The organism is Rhodopila sp., from assembly GCF_965277825.1.
Classification (GTDB): Bacteria; Pseudomonadota; Alphaproteobacteria; order Acetobacterales; family Acetobacteraceae; genus Rhodopila.
Window position 1 is genome coordinate 968,756 of sequence record NZ_OZ255846.1, and the last position, 16,368, is coordinate 985,123.

19 protein-coding genes are annotated in these 16,368 nt (G+C 65.0%); 11 read left to right on the forward strand and 8 right to left on the reverse strand.

What is annotated here, in order from left to right:
• The first annotated feature begins 42 nt into the window (after positions 1-42).
• The 3 genes from ACQY4T_RS05030 (at position 43) to ACQY4T_RS05040 (ending at position 2,500) form a co-directional block, all read left to right on the forward strand.
• Complete coding sequence (locus tag ACQY4T_RS05030) at positions 43-1,296, forward strand: hypothetical protein (RefSeq protein WP_428538537.1); 1,254 nt, start codon at positions 43-45, stop codon at positions 1,294-1,296.
• Positions 1,297-1,448: 152 nt separating this feature from the next.
• Positions 1,449-1,625 carry a peptide chain release factor 1 gene (locus ACQY4T_RS05035; protein WP_428538539.1) on the forward strand — a complete coding sequence of 59 codons (177 nt, stop codon included), beginning with the start codon at positions 1,449-1,451 and terminating at the stop codon, positions 1,623-1,625.
• Between the two features lie 605 nt (positions 1,626-2,230).
• Positions 2,231-2,500, forward strand: a complete 270-nt coding sequence (locus tag ACQY4T_RS05040) for an HU family DNA-binding protein (protein ID WP_428538541.1) — start codon at positions 2,231-2,233, stop codon at positions 2,498-2,500.
• A gap of 381 nt (positions 2,501-2,881) precedes the next feature.
• Here ACQY4T_RS05040 and ACQY4T_RS05045 read toward each other — a convergent pair whose 3' ends face one another.
• The 4 genes from ACQY4T_RS05045 to ACQY4T_RS05060 form a co-directional block, all read right to left on the reverse strand.
• On the reverse strand, positions 2,882-3,643 hold the full coding sequence (locus ACQY4T_RS05045; protein WP_428542726.1) for a TlyA family RNA methyltransferase: 762 nt from the start codon (positions 3,641-3,643) through the stop codon (positions 2,882-2,884).
• On the reverse strand, positions 3,640-3,873 hold the full coding sequence (xseB, locus tag ACQY4T_RS05050; protein ID WP_428538543.1) for an exodeoxyribonuclease VII small subunit: 234 nt from the start codon (positions 3,871-3,873) through the stop codon (positions 3,640-3,642). Before xseB ends, ACQY4T_RS05045 begins: the two co-directional genes overlap by 4 nt.
• A 111-nt stretch (positions 3,874-3,984) precedes the next feature.
• Positions 3,985-4,917, reverse strand: coding sequence for a histone deacetylase family protein (locus ACQY4T_RS05055; protein ID WP_428538545.1), 933 nt, complete (start codon positions 4,915-4,917; stop codon positions 3,985-3,987).
• Between the two features lies 1 nt (position 4,918).
• Positions 4,919-5,170, reverse strand: coding sequence for a sulfurtransferase TusA family protein (locus ACQY4T_RS05060; RefSeq protein WP_428538547.1), 252 nt, complete (start codon positions 5,168-5,170; stop codon positions 4,919-4,921).
• Between the two features lie 491 nt (positions 5,171-5,661).
• Here ACQY4T_RS05060 and ACQY4T_RS05065 point away from each other — a divergent pair, with 491 nt between their 5' ends.
• The 4 genes from ACQY4T_RS05065 (at position 5,662) to ACQY4T_RS05080 (ending at position 9,681) form a co-directional block, all read left to right on the forward strand.
• A complete protein-coding gene (locus ACQY4T_RS05065) occupies positions 5,662-6,561 on the forward strand; it encodes an ROK family protein (protein ID WP_428538549.1) in 900 nt (299 codons plus the stop codon).
• Position 6,562: 1 nt separating this feature from the next.
• Positions 6,563-7,936: a DNA polymerase IV gene (locus tag ACQY4T_RS05070; RefSeq protein WP_428538551.1), complete on the forward strand. Its 1,374-nt coding sequence runs from the start codon at positions 6,563-6,565 to the stop codon at positions 7,934-7,936.
• Positions 7,937-8,545: 609 nt separating this feature from the next.
• Complete coding sequence (locus tag ACQY4T_RS05075; protein ID WP_428538553.1) at positions 8,546-8,956, forward strand: MarR family transcriptional regulator; 411 nt, start codon at positions 8,546-8,548, stop codon at positions 8,954-8,956.
• A gap of 401 nt (positions 8,957-9,357) precedes the next feature.
• The gene (locus ACQY4T_RS05080; protein ID WP_428538555.1) at positions 9,358-9,681 is read left to right on the forward strand and encodes an NIPSNAP family protein; all 324 of its coding nucleotides are present in this window, start codon (positions 9,358-9,360) and stop codon (positions 9,679-9,681) included.
• Positions 9,682-9,706: 25 nt separating this feature from the next.
• Here ACQY4T_RS05080 and ACQY4T_RS05085 read toward each other — a convergent pair whose 3' ends face one another.
• From ACQY4T_RS05085 to ACQY4T_RS05095, 3 genes are read right to left on the reverse strand one after another with little or no spacing between them, the layout of a single operon-like run.
• A complete protein-coding gene (locus ACQY4T_RS05085; RefSeq protein WP_428538557.1) occupies positions 9,707-10,369 on the reverse strand; it encodes a YggS family pyridoxal phosphate-dependent enzyme in 663 nt (220 codons plus the stop codon).
• Positions 10,366-10,941 (reverse strand): hypothetical protein, encoded by a 576-nt coding sequence (locus ACQY4T_RS05090; protein ID WP_428538559.1) that lies wholly within the window; start codon positions 10,939-10,941, stop codon positions 10,366-10,368. The genes ACQY4T_RS05085 and ACQY4T_RS05090 overlap by 4 nt, the downstream gene beginning before the upstream one ends.
• A complete protein-coding gene (locus tag ACQY4T_RS05095; protein ID WP_428538561.1) occupies positions 10,938-12,515 on the reverse strand; it encodes a tetratricopeptide repeat protein in 1,578 nt (525 codons plus the stop codon). The genes ACQY4T_RS05090 and ACQY4T_RS05095 overlap by 4 nt, the downstream gene beginning before the upstream one ends.
• 218 nt (positions 12,516-12,733) lie before the next feature.
• On the opposite strand from ACQY4T_RS05095, the gene ACQY4T_RS05100 reads away from it, so the two are divergent.
• From ACQY4T_RS05100 to ACQY4T_RS05115, 4 genes are all read left to right on the forward strand, one after another.
• A complete protein-coding gene (locus ACQY4T_RS05100; RefSeq protein ID WP_428538563.1) occupies positions 12,734-13,171 on the forward strand; it encodes a GNAT family N-acetyltransferase in 438 nt (145 codons plus the stop codon).
• Positions 13,172-13,314: 143 nt separating this feature from the next.
• Positions 13,315-14,076 carry a Fic family protein gene (locus ACQY4T_RS05105; RefSeq protein ID WP_428538565.1) on the forward strand — a complete coding sequence of 254 codons (762 nt, stop codon included), beginning with the start codon at positions 13,315-13,317 and terminating at the stop codon, positions 14,074-14,076.
• Between the two features lie 254 nt (positions 14,077-14,330).
• On the forward strand, positions 14,331-15,191 hold the full coding sequence (locus tag ACQY4T_RS05110) for a hypothetical protein (RefSeq protein ID WP_428538567.1): 861 nt from the start codon (positions 14,331-14,333) through the stop codon (positions 15,189-15,191).
• 3 nt (positions 15,192-15,194) lie between these two features.
• On the forward strand, positions 15,195-15,830 hold the full coding sequence (locus tag ACQY4T_RS05115; RefSeq protein ID WP_428538569.1) for an alpha-ketoglutarate-dependent dioxygenase AlkB family protein: 636 nt from the start codon (positions 15,195-15,197) through the stop codon (positions 15,828-15,830).
• A gap of 71 nt (positions 15,831-15,901) precedes the next feature.
• On the opposite strand, the gene ACQY4T_RS05120 is transcribed toward ACQY4T_RS05115, so the two are convergent.
• Positions 15,902-16,312, reverse strand: coding sequence for a hypothetical protein (locus tag ACQY4T_RS05120; RefSeq protein WP_428538571.1), 411 nt, complete (start codon positions 16,310-16,312; stop codon positions 15,902-15,904).
• Positions 16,313-16,368 lie beyond the last annotated feature (56 nt).

A 16,368-nucleotide genomic window follows, 5' to 3' on the forward strand; every position in this document is an offset into this window, starting at 1 on the left:
CACCGCGCAAGTACCTAGCTTGACGGTCGGAAAGAATACAGCGTGAATGACGTCCCTGTTATCGGGATCGAGTTTGAAATGGCCGCGCGCCCCGCAGATCCGGATGATCCCCGCCTGAATGGTTTCCTGGCACTGCTGGGTGAACCGCGGTGGGGGGCGCGGCTGGCCGAGATCCGCGACCTCGCGGCGTCCGGGCGGCGCGCCGGCCAGGCGGTGCGTCAGCGCCACGCGGTCGAGCTCAGCCTGGAGAAGATCCGCCGCCAGCCGGCGGCCCCGCCCTCCGCCGCCGATCGGCTGCTGACCCGGATCGCCGGCGAACTCGCCGACATCGCCGCCGAACTGACACCGCGCGGGCGCGACCGGCTGATCGAGCGGCTGCACTTGGGGCTGAGCGGCGAGAACACGTTGATCCCGCTGTTCCATCTGGCGCGCACCGCGATGCTGCATCGTTCGCGTGGCTTCAGCGTCGGCTTCTCGGGTCTGGACGACGACACGCCGCACGATCTGCTGATCCGGCGCGACGCGGTCGAGGCCGAGGTGGCGTGCGACGTGGTCACCGCCGAGGACGGCCGCGGCGTGCATCGCGGCGCCTGGTTTCGGCTGGCCGATCGGGTGGATCCCGACCTGCAGACCTGGCTCGCCGCGCATCCCGGCCGCTACCTGCTGAAGATGACGCTGCCGCTGGGCCTGCGCGGCGGTCTGGCCGACGGCGAGCCCGACGGTGAGACGCTGGGGCGGCTGCACCAGCGGATCCGCACCATGCTGGAGACCCGGGCGCGGCAGGCTCATGACGCGGCGATCGTGCTGCGGCTGGATCCGCTGCTGTTGGCCGGCGCGCAGGCCGAGGACAACGGCCTGGTGTCCTCGCTGCGCCAGGAGTTCGGACCCGAAGCGCATCTTTCGGTCACGACGGCGGGAGCCGGGATTTTCGTCATGGCGGCGCGCGCCGGCCAGGAGAACGAGGTGGCGATCGCCATCCGCCGGCGTCTGGCGGTGCTGTCGCCGACCCGGCTGACCGGCACCCGCCCCGGCATCCTGTCGGTGTTCGTCGAGGACACCGATCGATCGGAATGGCGCGGCCTGCGCGAACGGCTTGAACTGGAGGGCGAGGCCAGGCAGTTCATGACCAATCCCGAAGGCCGCCCGGTGGTGGCGATCAGCTTCGTGTCCCGCCTGGAGTTGTTCGGCGTGGCCGAACCCGACGCCTCGCCGGGCGGCGAGCTGCGGTTTCGCAATCCGGCCCACCCCGCGGCCGGGCTGGCGGCGCTGGCGCCGGCGGTGTTGTCGTCAGTGTGATCGGCCAAGCGATACGGAACCCGACTTGCCGCCACATATCCTCGGTTGCGCCGCACGGCAGCCATGATCGGGGCCATCATCGGAGCCACCGTTTGGCGCCATGATGGGTGGTGACGGGCGACGCGGTTGATCGGGCTTTGGCAGGGGTGAGCATGTCCAGTGCGGAATACAGCCGAAAACTTGACGAACTGGACCGGCTGCTGAATGACCCCGACGTCCCGATGCAGCCGGATCGGATCTGGTCCCTGCTGGCTGACGTCTCGCGGCCCGAAACCGCGGCGGTGATGGCGGCGAACACTCCCGCGATCTCCAAACCGGCGGATCGTTAAGCCTTCTCTCATGGCGTGAGCGATGGCCGCCCGGGCTAGTCGGTTGCGACCCGTGATTATCCGGCCTGACAAATCGTCCGGTCCGCGCGTCTTTGAGCCAGCGCACCTTGCGGTCAGCGATCCAGGGCCTCGCCCGCGAACCCGCGGAACCAACTGCCGGCGCCGCCGCCTCGTATCATGCTGTTGCCCGAAGTGTAGGCCTAGATACCGGCCCCGGATAGCGGCCCCGGATAGCGGCCCCGGATAGCGGCCACGGATACCGGCGCCCAAATACCCGCCCCGGATACTAGCCGCTGAATACCGGCCCCGGATACGGGCGCCAATACCTGCAATTGCACACGGCGCTGCTGAGCCGACGCCGTGCGCGAGCGCTCTGCCGGGCCGGTGTTGAAACGCACAACGGGTGACCCAGCCTTTCGGCATCGATCGCTTTCAGATAAGAGTCGGTCTCCGAAAAAATCACAATCTCGGAAAATTGCACTCAAAAACTCGGATAATTTCGTTGTTCACGTGTAAATTTGTTGATCAACCGTCGAACTCATTGCAAAACACGATCCTTAGACAGATCAACGTCGGGTTTGATCTCGCACTCATAAGGAACGTGGATGTCAAAGGCATTTATCGCCAAGGTGCTTCAGCAATCGACCGAAGTGACCGGTGCGGCGGCTAATCGAGCGACCAACGAACTGATCCGTGCGATCGTCGGGGAATTAAAACGGACTGGGAAATTCACCCTCCCCAGCTTCGGCACGTTCATCGTGCGCAAGACCAAGGCGCGCAAAGCGCTCAACCCGCGGACCGGTGAATCGATCAGGGTCAAGGCCGGCAAGACGGTCCGCTTCAAGGCGTCGCCGGTGCTGAAGCGGGCGGTCTGATCATCCGGTCGTTGCGATTTGTGTATCGCCCGCCGGGTTGGTTGCCACCAGGACGGTGACACGCCCGCCGCGCCCATAGCAACCTCGCCGCGTCATCCCGCGGCCACCGACTAAATCGACCGAGCGAACTTAGCCAACCCCGCGACCGAAGCTAACCGAGCGACCCGAGCTAACCGAGCGACCAAAGCGGACTAGCCGACCGAAGTGGACCGGCCGACCGAAGCGGACTGGCCCGACCTGAGTTAACCGAGCGACCGAAGCGGACTGACCCACCAAAGCGGACTGACCCACCAAAGCGGACTGACCCACCAAAGCGGACTGACCCACCAAAGCGGACTGACCCATCAAAGCGGACTGACCCACCAAAGCGGACTGACCGACCTAAGCGGACTGGGCGACACAAGCTGGACCAAACCGAGCACCCAGCAGGAACTCCTTGTTACCCTCGGGTCCGGTGATCGGACTCTCGGCGATCCCGACGACCGCCCAGCCAGCCTGCTCGGACCACCAGCGCACCAGCCGCTCGCAGACCGCCCGATGCACCGCCGGGTCGCGCACCACACCCTTGCCGCCGACCGATGCGGCGCCGGCCTCGAACTGCGGCTTGATCAGCACGATCGCCCAGGCCCCGGTGACGCAGAGGCTCAACGGCGCCGGCAATAGCGTGGCAAGGCCGATGAAACTGGCATCGCAGACCAGCGCCTCGATCGGATCGGGCACCGCCGAACGCGTCAAATACCGAGCGTTGGTCTTCTCGTGCACCACCACCCGATCGTCGCCGCGCAACTTCCACGCAAGCTGGCCGTGACCGACATCGACCGCATGCACGCGAGCCGCGCCGTTCGCCAGCAACACGTCGGTGAACCCCCCGGTCGAGGCGCCGATATCGAGGCAGGTCCGCCGCGCCGGAGAAAACCCGAAATGGCCCAGCCCGTGCGCCAGTTTCAGTCCGCCGCGCGATACCCAAGGGTGGTCCTGCCCGCGCACCTGCAGCGGATCGTGTTCGGAAAGCAGGTCGCCCGCCTTGGCGACCCGCTGCTCGCCGCGAAACACCTTACCGGCCAGGATCAGCGCCTGCGCCCGGCTGCGGCTTTCCGCCAGCCCGCGCAGCACCAGCAACTGATCGGCGCGCTGCTTCACTATTCCAGCGGCCGGGTCCCCAGCGATCCATCCGACCGCCGCACCAACGCCTCCACCCGGGCCTCGACCTCGGCCAGCTTGGCCTCGCAGTGGCGGCGCAGCCTGACCCCTCGCTCGAACGCCTGCACCGCGGCGTCCAGCTTCAAGCTGCCGCCCTCCAGGCCGCGCACGATCTGGTCAAGCTCGGCCAGCGCATCCTCGAACGACAACTGGCTGACATCGTCCTGCGACATGTTCGGCACGCCTTCCGGGGCATGATCGCGGCTTGGCCGCGTGGATCATGCGACAAATTGGTCCAACCCCGCCGTCCGCCGCATACGGCGGCGAACCTCCGGGACAGGACACTAGATCCGCATCAGCCCCCGGACATGCACCGCGGCCGAGGCGGCCAACGCGGAGAGGTCATAGCCGCCTTCCAGCACCGAGACCAGACGCCCGCCGCAATGCATGTCGGCCACGCCCACCAGTTGTTCGGTGATCCAGGCAAAGTCGGCGGTCTGCAGCCGCAGTTGCGCCAGCGGATCGGCGACATGGGCGTCGAACCCGGCGGAGATGATCAACAGACCCGGCGCGAAGCCGTTCAGCGCCGGCAGGATGACGTTCGACCACGCGGCACGGAACGCCGCACTGCCGTCGCCTGGCCGCAGCGGAGCATTGACGATGTTGCGGGCGACGCCGCGCTCCCATTCCTCGCCGGTGCCGGGATAACAGGGACTTTGGTGCGAGGACGCATAGAACAGGTCGGGGTCGGCGGCGAACATCGCCTGCGTGCCGTTGCCGTGATGGACGTCGAAATCGACCACCGCGACCCGCTGCACACCCCAGCGGGCGCGGGCGTGCAGCGCCGCCACCGCCACGCTGTTGAACAGGCAGAAGCCCATCGGACGGGTCGGTTCGGCGTGATGGCCGGGCGGCCGGACCGCGGCGAACGCGGCGCGCGCCCAGCCCTCCATCACCGCATCGACCGCCATGCAGGCGGCCCCGGCGGCGCGCGAGGCGGCCTCGGCGCTGCCGCTGCTCATCAGCGTATCGGCATCGAGCTGCACGGTTTTGCCGGCGTCGGGGCAGATCGACAGGATGGCCTCGACATGGTTCGCCGGATGCGCCCGACTGAGCTGCTCGACCGTGGCCAGCGGCGCCGATTCGCGCAGCAGGTCGGCGAATTCCGGCGCCTCGAGCGCGGCCAGCACGGCGCGCAGGCGGTTCGCGGTTTCCGGATGATAGCCGCCGGTGTCGTGTTCCAGGCAGGCAGGGTGGGTGATCAGCGCGGTGCGCACGTCAGCTCGCCTTCGGTTCGGGTTCATCGGCGCGGCGGCGGATCACGAAGCTGAAGACGCCGGCTTCCTCGCTCCAGGCCAGCAGCGGGTGACCGGTTTCGCGGCAAAACGCATGAAAATCGCCGACCGCGGCGCGATCCGTCGCCAGCACCCGCAGCCGCTGCCCCGCCGTCATGGCGCGCAGCGCTCGGTTGGCCTTCAGCACCGGCAATGGGCAGTTCATGCCTTTGACGTCGAGCAAGGTCTCGTTCATGGCGGCAACATGCGTACGACGCGGCCGTTGGGCAAGTCGCCCACGTCGCAAGGCGGCCACGACGCAAGTCGGCCATCACCCAAGTCGGCCATCACCTAAGTCGGCCCACACCTAAGTCGGCCATCACCCAAGTCGGCCATCAACCAAGTCGGCCATCAACCAAGTTGGCCCATTACGGCAGGTCGGCCCACTACAGCAAGTCGGCCCATTACGGCAAGTCGGCCCATTACGCCCGACAATTGCATTTGCCTCAAACGCACGACGCTGAAACCACGGATGCGCAAAGGACCAGGTTCATTGCACCCAGTTTTCAGCGTAACTCCTACTCAGCGTGCATCAGCGTGCATCCGCGGTCGCAAACCGCTTCTCGTGGATACGCCGCGTCCACCGACTTGCGCCGACAGAAAATCCAAATGCGGACACCCTGCCCATTACGCAGGTCGGGCTTGAGTTGGCGCGCCAGCCGGCGCCATGATGGCGCCACGGAGCCCATGACCCACCATCGCATCGGCATCGACCTGGGCGGCAGCAAGATCGAGATCGCGGTGCTGGCACCCGATGGCGGCGAGATATGGCGCCAGCGCACCGCGACCCCGTCCGGCTACCCCGACACCGTCGCGACGATCTCCTGCCTGGTGCGCGGCTGCGAATCCCGCCTGGGCATCAGCGGCAGCGTCGGGATCGGCATCCCCGGCGTGATCAGCCCGGCCACCGGCCTGGTCAAGAACGCCAACTCGATCGCGCTCAACGGCCATCGCTTCGACCAAGACGTCAGCCAGGCGCTGGGCCGCGAGGTCCGCGTGCAGAACGACGCCAACTGCTTCGCCCTGAGCGAGGCGGCGGACGGCGCCGGCGCCGGGTTCGGCGTGGTGTTCGGGGTGATCCTGGGCACCGGCTGCGGCGGCGGCATCGTGGTCGATGGCCGGCTGCAGCAAGGCCCGCACCGGGTCGCCGGCGAGTGGGGCCACACCCCGCTGCCCTGGCCGCGCGGGCCGGAAGTGCCGGGCCATCCGTGCTGGTGCGGCCAGTACGGCTGTCTGGAGACCTACGTCGCCGGCCCCGCTTTGGCGCGCGACTGCGACGGCCCCGGCGCGCACGACGCCAGCCTGCTGCCCGAACGCGCCGCCGCCGGCGATCCACGGGCAGCCGCGGCGATCGCGCGCCACGCCGACCGGCTGGCGCGCGGGCTGGCGGTGGTGATCAACCTGCTGGACCCCGATGCCATCGTGCTGGGCGGCGGCCTGTCGAACATGGACCACCTCTACACCGAATTGCCCCGGCTGATCCCGACCCACGCCTTCAGCGACGTGATCGCCACGCCGATCCTGCGCAACCGGCACGGCGATTCCTCCGGCGTGCGCGGCGCCGCTCGGCTGTGGCCGGCCGCCTGAGATGACCGAACCGGCGGTTACCCCAGCGCTTCCCCCAGTGGTGGCCCCAGAGCAGACCCCGCTGAAGGCCTCAAAGGTAGCCCCAGAGGTGGCGCCAGATGTGGCCCCAGAGCAGGCCCCATTGGTGGTGATGTGCCGCGATTGCACACTCGTCGCCGACGCGATCGGCTCGCGCTGCCCGCGCTGCGGCGGTGCTCGGCTGGTCCGCCACCGGTCGCTGCTGCGCCTCGGCATCGCCCACGTCGATTGCGACGCGTTCTATGCCAGCGTCGAAAAACGCGACCGCCCGGAGCTCAGGGCGCGTCCGGTGATCGTCGGTGGCGGCACCAGGGGCGTGGTCACCGCCGCCTGCTATGTCGCGCGCATCCACGGCGTGCGCAGTGCCATGCCGATGTTCAAGGCGCTCAAGGCCTGTCCCGACGCCGTCGTCATCAAGCCCGATTTCGAAAAGTACAGCGCCGCCTCACGCCAGGTGCGCGCGCTGATGAACCAACTGACGCCCCTGGTACAGCCGCTGTCGATCGATGAAGCGGTGCTCGACCTGGCCGGCACCGAGGCGCTGCACGGCGCCGCCCCGGCCGTGGTGCTGGCCCGCTTCGCCGAGGCGGTGGAGCGCCGCGTCGGCGTCACCGTCTCGATCGGCCTGGCGGCCAACCGGCTGATGGCCAAGATCGCCGCCGGCCGCGGCAAGCCGCGCGGCTTCACCGTGATCGACGCCGAGCAGGCCGCCGGCCTGCTGGCACCCGAACCGGTTCGCCTGCTGCCCGGGATCGGCGCCGCGCTGGCGCGCCGGCTGGAAATACAGGGCATCACAAGGCTTGGCCAGTTGCAGGCGCTGAGCGACCGCGACGCGCTCAGCCGGCTGGGCGACGACGGGCCGGCCTGGGTGCGTCGCGCCCGCGGCGAGGACGCCCGCGTCGTCGATCCGTTGCGCGAGGCCAAATCGATCAGCGCCGAGACCACCTTCGCGGCCGACCTTTGGCACCTCGCCGATCTGGAACGCCCGCTCTGGCGTCTGTGCGAAAAGTTGGCCGGGCGTCTGAAACAACAGGGCCTGGCCGCCGGCGGCGTGGTGCTGAAACTGAAGACCACCGATTTCGCCTCGCGCACCCGATCGGGTCGGCTGTTCAGCCCGACGGTGCTGCCCGACCGGTTGTTCGATCTGGCGCGTTCGCTGCTGGTGAAGGAAGCGACCGGGCCGGCGTTTCGCCTGATCGGCATCGGCGCCCACCCGCTGGTCGATGGGTCGGGCGCCGATCGCGGCGACCTGGCCGACACCCTCACGCCTCGGCGGGCGGCGGCGCAGGCGGCTATCGATGCGTTGCGCGGCCGCTTCGGTGACGCCGCGATCGGCCGCGGCCGTTCGCTGCGCTAAGTAACCGTTCCGCTTGCGCTATTGGTCTGAGCGAAACGATCCGGCGGGCGTGAAGCGCCCATCGCGGTTCGGCAATCTCGTTCGCGAGCGCTAGGCTCAGGACTCGAGAAAACCCCTTAGTCTGTGTTTTAATTGATAAATTCCACTTCATTCGCCGGATACGTATTAGCAATAGTAACGATTTTGGAGCGCCAACGTTCGGCCGGTCGGCGCCGGCGCGCGGTTCAGGCCGGGCGCTTCGCGTCGGTTGCCCGGGATCGCCGCAGCGTGGCCCGGATCGGTCGCCGCTGCCTTGGTCCGCGAACAAAATGGACGTGCTACGAACAATATGGACGCGCCATCAGTTCTGTTTCGCTCGGCCGAATCGGCGCGGCGCGGTGCGGCGACCGCCGAGGGCTGCAGCACAACAGTCATTGGCCGGACGACTTGGTGCTCAGCCGCGTTATATCAATCGAACGTATTATTGCGAAACTACAATTTAATCACCGGAACAAATACGTTTGGTACACCACTTCGTTACGCGACAGGATTTCGGCCGCGTGACAACTATCGATTGGCGGCCGTCGCCTGATGCGGGACGACCGCCGTTGACAGGAAAGGTGTAGGGGTATGATCACAAACGAGGTCAGCGACGGTCTGGCCGGCATCCTGCGAACCGCGATCGTTGAACTGGTCCGCCGCGACGGTCCCGATCTGTCGGCTCGCCAACTTGGCGTGTTCCTGACTTGCTATTTGGAAACTGAGGCGCAAACGGTGCGCGGCCTCGCGGCGAAGCTGGGGGTGTCGAAACCGGCAATCACCCGGGCGCTCGACCGGCTGTCGGAATTCGACCTGGTGCGCCGCAAGACCGATCCGCTGGATCGCCGCAGCGTGCTGGTGCAGCGCACCGCGACCGGAATGGCGTTCCTGCGCGAAATGCGGACAATTCTGCGCGATGCCGCCTCGACACTGCGGATCACCGCCGAACCGGCACAGGCCCGCGGACGCACCGGCAGCGAACCGGTCAGAGCCTCGCACTAAGCACCGGGCCGCGGGTTCGCGGCCCGGCTGCAGTCAGATGCTGGGCCACTGAAGCGGTCGCGTTGGACCTTCATTGGCCAGTGGCTCGAGCGCCCGAAAATATTGACCCTGGAGCGTTTCGTTTCTCCGGGGCGCTTCGACGCGAAATCGATATGACCCGTTCGCCACCTTATCGATTCCGAATCAATGACCGCTGCACCGAAGCGCCGGCGCGTGCGCACAGCGTGCGGCTATAGGTCCCAGTCCAGAAACCGCGCCTCGAACAAAACCGCACTCGAGCGAACCGCGCCGCCACCGCCGGCCACCCGAGGCGGGTCTCGGACCGCCAGATACCCGGCAATCCGCGTCGCATCCAACCCGTCGCATCCATCAGCACGCCGCATCCACCAGGGGGATACAAAATGCTCGTCGATCACCGCACCTATACGGTCAAGCCCGGCACCATGGCCCGCCAGATGGCGCTCTATCAGGAATACGGCCTGACCCCGCAGAAGCGCCATCTCGGTGAGCCGTTGGCCTACCTGATCACCGAATCCGGTGAGGTCAACAGCTTCGTCCATATCTGGGTCTACCAGGACGCCGCCGATCGCGCCGCCAGGCGGGCGGCAATGAGCGCTGATCCGGAATGGCAGGTGTATCTGCAAAAGACCGGCGAGGCCGGCTATTTGATCGGCCAAAGAAACAATCTTATGACGCCGGCGGGGTTCGCGCCGATCAACCGATAGGCCGCCTGGCCGTTCCGAACGGTGGTCAGCGCGAGCCGAATATCGCGCTGCCGACCCGGACCCAGGTGGCGCCGCATGCGATGGCGATCTCGAAATCGGCCGACATCCCCATCGACACCGTCGCCAGGCCATGCCGCGCCGCTCGGTCGGCCAGCCAGGTGAAATGCGGCCGCGGGTCCTCCCCCTGCGGCGGGACGCACATCAGCCCGGTCAATGCATTGCCGAAACGTCCCTGGCAGTCGACGATGAAGCCATCGGCGGCATCGCGCGCGATGCCCGATTTTTGCGCCTCCGACCCGGTGTTGACCTCGATCAGCAGCGCCGGGGTGCGGCCTTCCCGGCCGATCGCGGCGGCAATCGCATCCGCCAGCTTGGGACGATCCAGCGATTCGATGACGTCGGCGATGCGCACCGCATCGCGCGCCTTGTTGGTCTGCAGACCGCCGATCAGGTGCAGACTCAGCGCTTGCTTGGCCTGCAGCGGCGGAAACTTGGCGGCGGCTTCCTGCACCCGGTTCTCGCCGAATACCGCCTGACCGGCGGCGAGCGCCGCGGCGACCGACTCCATCGGCTTGGTCTTCGACACCGCGACCAGAGTGATGTCCTCGGGCCGGCGGCCGGCCGCGATCGCGGCGCCGGCGATACGGTCCCGGACCCGGCGGAGGTTGTCGGCGATCGCGTCGGTCATGCGGAGTTCTTCTTCGGTTCAGCCGGCGTCGCGCCGGTGGGGCGTTGACCCGTCGGGCGTTGACCCGTCGGGCGTTCACCAGTCGGGACTTCACCAGTCGGGACTTCACCAGTCGGGCGTTGACCCATCGGGCGTTGACCAGTCGAGCGTTGACCAGTCGGGCGTTGACCAATCGGTTGTTGATCAGTGGGACGTTGATACCCCGAATACTGCTTCTGCTCCACCAATGTCGAACCCAGCCGCCGGTTCAGCGCCTGCTTGATCCGCCCGCGCTCGTCGTTTTCCTGATAGACCGCCCTGGCCAGCGCGACGAAACCCGGTCCGAAATCGCCGGCGGTGTCCTTGGTTCGGATCAGCTCCTCGATCCGCCACAGCCGCAGGTTCACCGCATCGAGTGCGGCCAGCAGGTCGGCCACCCCCGCCGGCACGCCCGCCGCCCGGCGCAGCAGCTCCAATTCCACAGCGGCGTCCGCGCGCGCGACCGGGGCACCCAGCCGGCGCGTCTTGATCCGCAGGATGGCGATCTTGTCGAGCAACTCACCCCACGACACCGGCACGCTTGGGCTGGTCATGGCCGGTCGCCGATGCCGCCGCCGAACCATCCGTCGCCCAAAACGCCGGCCAGCGCGTCGGCAATCGCTGCGAACACCGGGCCCCAGTCGCCATCCCGCGTCTGGCGGAACAGCCGCATCGTCGGATACCACGGGCTGTCGGTGCGATCCAGCATCCAGCGCCAGTCCGGCACCAGCCGCAGCGCCACCCAGACCGGGCGGCCCAGCGCGCCGGCCAGATGGGCGATCGAGGTGTCGGACGTGACCACCAGGTCCAGCGTCGCCATCACCGCCGCGGTGTCGAGAAACCCATCCGGCCCGGCATCGAGACCATCCAGCGTCTCCAGCGCAAAGCCGGCCCCCGCCACCTGATCCTCGCCGTCGCCCTTTTGCAGGCTGATCAGGCGCACGCCGGCAATCCCGGCCAGGCCGCCGAACAACGCCAGCGGGAACGACCGGCCGCGGTCCTCCAGCCGGCCGCGGAAGCCCTGCCAGTTGATGCCGACGCGGAAACCGGCATCGCCGATGCGCCGGCCCCAGGCGGCGACGCGATCGGGTTCGGCGAACAGATAGGGCGGGTCGGCGGGCACCAAGTCGGTGCGCGCCGGCAGGCTCATCAGCGGCGCCACGGTATCGGCCGGCGGCGGCGCGGTGTCGGCGGCGACCATCGGTGGCAGCGCCGGGTTGCTTGACAGCAGCCGGATCAGCCGCGCCGGTGCCTCGAAACCCACCGAACCGCCGATCCCCGGCCGCAGCAGCGCCGGCAAGTAACGGACAAACTGGATGACGTCGCCCGCGCCCTGTTCGGTATGGACCAGCAGACTGCGTCCGCCCAGCGGTTCGCCCTGCCATTGCGGCTGGGTGAACGCACGCGGCGGAGTGGCGCCGGCGCGGAAGCGCTGCTCCCAGCCGGGCCAGGCCTCGGCGGGCCGGCCCAGCAGCAGCATCAGCAGCGACCAGTTATAGAGCAGCGCCGGGTCGCCGGGGGCGATCCGCAACGCCTGGCGCAGCGTCGCCTCGGCCGCGACGAAGGCGCCGCGTTCCTTCTGCACGCTGGACAGGTTGACCAGCGCCCCCGGTTCCGGCGGCGCCCGGCGCAACTCCGCCTCCGCCTCGGCCAACCGGCCCGCCTGGCGCAGCACCGTGCCGAGGTTGTTGCGGATGTCAGGCAGATCGGGTTGCAGCTCGAGCGCCGAAAGGTAGGCGGCGATCGCCGGCTCCGGCTGGCCGGCGTCGCTCAGCGCGTGACCCAGAACCTGGTGCGCCGCGGCATCACGCGGACGCGCGCGCAGCACTACCCGCGCCGCCTCGGCGGCCGGTTCCGCCCGGCGCAGCGCCAGCAGCACATGCGCTCGGGTGAGTTGGAAGTCGGCGGCCGGCTTCAGTGCGATCGCCTGTTGGACCATCTGTTCGGCGAACTCGGCATTACCGCATTGCAGGGCCAGCGCGCCCAGCGTATGCAGCGCCTCGGCATGTCGCGGCATCGCCAGAAGCACCTGACGATAGGCATTCTCAGCCTCCGCCAGGCGCCCAGCCCGATGCAGGTGCTGACCCTGGCGAAACAGCGCCTCGATCTGTTGCGACCGCTTGTTCATGCCGGCGGGATTAGCGCCGGGGAGGTGGGGGCGCAATGACCGGGCCGGTGTGACGAAGGGATCGGCCGTCTTGCGATGATGATGTACGCCAGAGGAGAGTGTTCCCTGTCTGCGGAAGTCAAGACTTTCACATCACGGCGTCGAACCTCGAAGAAGGTCTTGCCCCGATGGATAAAGCCTGCTCCCACCGCAGATGACCCAACCGGGAGACCGCGGCTATGCAGTTGGCTGATATCGAACCGGGTCTTCATGTTATTTGCGACGACAACCCATCTATCGATACTCGCAACAACCTCATCCAGCAGATTGATGCCTTTAATGCGCGCACATTCCCACCCAAATTCGAACGGTTCGCACTGTTATTGCAGGACGACGCCGCTTGTCTCAAAGGCGGAATCTCCGGACTTATCTATTGTGATTGGCTCGTTGTTGACGGCCTTTGGATTGATGACGGTTTGCGACATCGAGGCATCGGAACCGAGTTGATGATACGTGCCGAAAACCTCGCCATCGCGAGGGGTTGCCACTCAGCGTGGTTGGATACCTTTCAGGCGCGCGGCCTCTATGAAGCAGTAGGATACGAGCTGTTCGGCATGCTGGAGAATTATCCCGCTGGCCAAACGCGTTATTTCTTGAGAAAGCGACTTATTCCGTGAAGCAAAGGTAAGTGCCGCTCGGGACCCGAACTGTGCTTGGTGCATAATTCAAGATTTATACTTCAAAGTTAGAGCGGCGAAAGAATGAATCTTTTCCGGCGTGCGAGTCCAGTGCATAGTGGCGGCTGATTCGGACGAAAAAAGTGGACCAACTGCTTCAGGGCATCGCGGAGAAAAAGGCCGAACTCGACCGGCTCCGTCGCCGTGCGCCCGGTAGTTTGAGCAACCTCGAGCACAGCCACGATATCGAACTGACCTACACGTCCAACGCGATCGAGGGCAACACGCTGACGGCGGTCGAGACGACCATGGTCGTCGAGCAGGGCATCACCGTGGGCGGCAAGCCGCTCAAGGATCACCTCGAGGCGGTCGATCATTTCGCCGCGCTGGGGTATGTGCGCGCGCTGGCGCGGCAGGCAGACCCGCTGACCGAAATCGATGTGCGCAACCTGCACCGTCTGGTGATGTTGCGTTCAGACCCCGAGATCGCCGGACGCTATGCCGATCAGGGCCGCTATGTGTTGACCGACACTGGCCGCCACGGTTTCCCGCCTCCGGCCGAAGTCCCGGCGCTGATGGGCGATTTTGCCCGTTGGCTGACGGGCGCCGTGCCAACACCGGAGACCGCATTCACCGCTCATCGCCAACTGGTGGCGATGCATCCGTTCAACGACGGCAATGGCCGCACGGCTCGGCGGCTGATGAATCTTGTCCTTATCCGGGCCGGTTACCCGCCGGTCGCCGTGCGACCCCAGGACAGGGCCGGTTACCCCGACGCCTTGCAGCACGCCCAGTCCGGCCGCGGGCACGGCGCGTTCGACCGCCTGCTTTACGAACGGCTCGATGCGACGTTGGGGGACTATGTCGGCGCCGCAAGTCGGGCGCTGCCCGCACCCAATCGATAAGGCCGCCCATGATTTACTGCGACGCCCGGAAAAGGACGAACGGCCAGAGCTTTGACGCCCAGGTTTGTCAAGTGACCAAGGCCGGATGCAAGAAGGTGTTCCGCGGTGTGGCAAGCGGAACCAAGACCGACCGCACGCTGCCGTGCGGGGGAGATCGACCGCATGCTCGACATGCACCACAGCACGATTTCGAGACTTTGAGGAGACAAGTTCTCTCGAAACCTTGAGAAGTGCAAGATGTCCAGGAAGCTCACATGACAATTTTTGAATTGGTCAAAATAGCTCTTGATGCACTCTACGAAGATGGAGGAGAGGAGTACGGAAGCGGACTGGACGCGGCAATCAAGAAGCGCATGACCTATCTGAAAACGAGTTATGGATCACTTAATTCCTCTACCCGAATACCGGTCGATTATAAGGATCCGGCCACCAGGTTTGCTTACGTTTACAAATACGTGGCTGCACACGGTGATTACATTGTTCAGATCCTCGAACAACTCAGGTCTAGGCTTGGGGAAAACATATTTAAACAAGAGACTCTAAATGTTACCTGTGTAGGTGGCGGTCCTGGAAGTGATATCATCGGTATACTCAAGTATTTTGATGAATACCAGGAACCAATTGGCAAAGTCTCTTGTCAATTACTTGACAAACAGCAGGCATGGGCCGATACTTGGTCGGATTTGGGATTGTCTCTTGACTCGACCTTGTACGTGAACAGCAATTTCCAGAGGCTTGACGTCACCGATCCGGACTCCTGGCAATATCAGAAAAAATTTCTCCGAGCCGACCTTTTTACAATGAGTTACTTTGTCTCCGAGGTAATGTCGCTAGACCAGAGTGGTGTTGTGACCGAATTTTGGCAAACTTTATTCGAGAAAGCTCGTCCCGGAGCCCTGTTCCTATACGACGACAATGGGCACACGGATTTCACATCCTACTTCGACAAGCTCTGGGAGGCCGCCAAACTGGAATGCCTTTTATCCGCTGATAATAAACGTTTTTTACCCCGATTTTCAGAACAATCATCCGAGCTCGGTGTGTATCTGACCAAGTTTGGCCAAAATCCGAAAATTCAATCACAAATAACCTATCGTGTCCTTAAGAAGACTTAAGTGATGTCGGACCTTTTCTCCGACAAGAATATGCTACATCCCCTGCCTTTGCGAGGAGCGGAGGTTTTTTACGCTCGTTACTTTGACCTTGGTCAGGACCCCATTTGCCTGATGCAAAGGTTGATTGTGGAGGTTCCTTGGCGTGCTGAAAACGTCGTTGTCTGGGGTAAATCCTATCCACAACCACGTTTGATTGCATGGTTTGGAGATGCGGGGCGCGGTTATCAATACTCTGGCGTGAAACTGAATCCGTTGCCTTGGTCCGCCTTGTTGCTGTCGGTAAAGCGTCGTGTTGAGCAACTTGTTGGCGTTGATTTCAATAGCGTTCTGCTCAATTACTATCGGGATAATCGTGACAGCATGGGCTTCCACAGCGACGAAGAGAAGGAGCTGGGAAAGCGCCCCATCATTGCCTCGCTCAGCCTGGGACAAGGACGCGTGTTCATTTTAAAATCCAAGCAGGATACAGCCGGCAAGTCCATCAAGTTGAAATTGGAGTCGGGAAGCTTGTTGTTGATGAAAGGTGATACTCAGAAAAATTGGAAGCACGGCATTGAGAAGGAAAAGCGGCCTTGCGGCCCCCGGGTCAATCTCACATTCCGCAGGATTAACGCTGACGACGGCCTTGTCGGGAAGTGACGGAGATGGGAAGCCGCGCCCAAACGGCAATCAAGTCGATGGCGGACAAGGCCACGCAATGTCACAGCCGGTCAGGCGCCGGGCTCAGCGGGTCGATCGGCCCTGTTTTCTGAAGTCTGGAACCAGCACCCCTCCTCAAGCCAGGCGAGCCGTATCGGCGAGGCGTAGAAAGTCATGCCGTTGTTGCTCTGCTTCCAGGCGATTAGGAAATCGGAAGGGCAGTAATCGCAATCCGGCAGCATGGAAACGAACGGGCCCGCGAGGATATCACCCTCCCAGCCAACGCCGGCTGCGAGTTCCTGAACCCATTGCCATCTTGCATTGAACTCCGAGATGTAGCGCTTGTCGTCGAACAGGCCATCGTCGCCGAATTCGTCCTCCGGCTGGGCGATCTTGGTCGGTGGATCGGGTTCGAAGGCACTTTCGGGTTCCTGCCACCCGGCCCAGTAGTCCTTGGGACCCATCGCGTAGAGGTAGATCATCGGTAATTTCCTCCGTTGCCGCAAAAAAGTCCACGCTGACTGCTGACTTACCCTAA

Excerpts from the sequence above, each read along its gene's own strand:
- ACQY4T_RS05035 (WP_428538539.1), top strand. The coding sequence starts at position 1,449 with ATGTCCAGTGCGGAATACAGCCGAAAACTTGACGAACTGGACCGGCTG.
- ACQY4T_RS05040 (WP_428538541.1), top strand. The coding sequence starts at position 2,231 with ATGTCAAAGGCATTTATCGCCAAGGTGCTTCAGCAATCGACCGAAGTG.
- xseB (WP_428538543.1), bottom strand. The coding sequence starts at position 3,873 with ATGTCGCAGGACGATGTCAGCCAGTTGTCGTTCGAGGATGCGCTGGCC.
- ACQY4T_RS05060 (WP_428538547.1), bottom strand. The coding sequence starts at position 5,170 with ATGAACGAGACCTTGCTCGACGTCAAAGGCATGAACTGCCCATTGCCG.
- ACQY4T_RS05065 (WP_428538549.1), top strand. The coding sequence starts at position 5,662 with ATGACCCACCATCGCATCGGCATCGACCTGGGCGGCAGCAAGATCGAG.
- ACQY4T_RS05070 (WP_428538551.1), top strand. The coding sequence starts at position 6,563 with ATGACCGAACCGGCGGTTACCCCAGCGCTTCCCCCAGTGGTGGCCCCA.
- ACQY4T_RS05075 (WP_428538553.1), top strand. The coding sequence starts at position 8,546 with ATGATCACAAACGAGGTCAGCGACGGTCTGGCCGGCATCCTGCGAACC.
- ACQY4T_RS05080 (WP_428538555.1), top strand. The coding sequence starts at position 9,358 with ATGCTCGTCGATCACCGCACCTATACGGTCAAGCCCGGCACCATGGCC.
- ACQY4T_RS05085 (WP_428538557.1), bottom strand. The coding sequence starts at position 10,369 with ATGACCGACGCGATCGCCGACAACCTCCGCCGGGTCCGGGACCGTATC.
- ACQY4T_RS05090 (WP_428538559.1), bottom strand. The coding sequence starts at position 10,941 with ATGACCAGCCCAAGCGTGCCGGTGTCGTGGGGTGAGTTGCTCGACAAG.
- ACQY4T_RS05095 (WP_428538561.1), bottom strand. The coding sequence starts at position 12,515 with ATGAACAAGCGGTCGCAACAGATCGAGGCGCTGTTTCGCCAGGGTCAG.
- ACQY4T_RS05100 (WP_428538563.1), top strand. The coding sequence starts at position 12,734 with ATGCAGTTGGCTGATATCGAACCGGGTCTTCATGTTATTTGCGACGAC.
- ACQY4T_RS05110 (WP_428538567.1), top strand. The coding sequence starts at position 14,331 with ATGACAATTTTTGAATTGGTCAAAATAGCTCTTGATGCACTCTACGAA.
- ACQY4T_RS05115 (WP_428538569.1), top strand. The coding sequence starts at position 15,195 with ATGTCGGACCTTTTCTCCGACAAGAATATGCTACATCCCCTGCCTTTG.
- ACQY4T_RS05120 (WP_428538571.1), bottom strand. The coding sequence starts at position 16,312 with ATGATCTACCTCTACGCGATGGGTCCCAAGGACTACTGGGCCGGGTGG.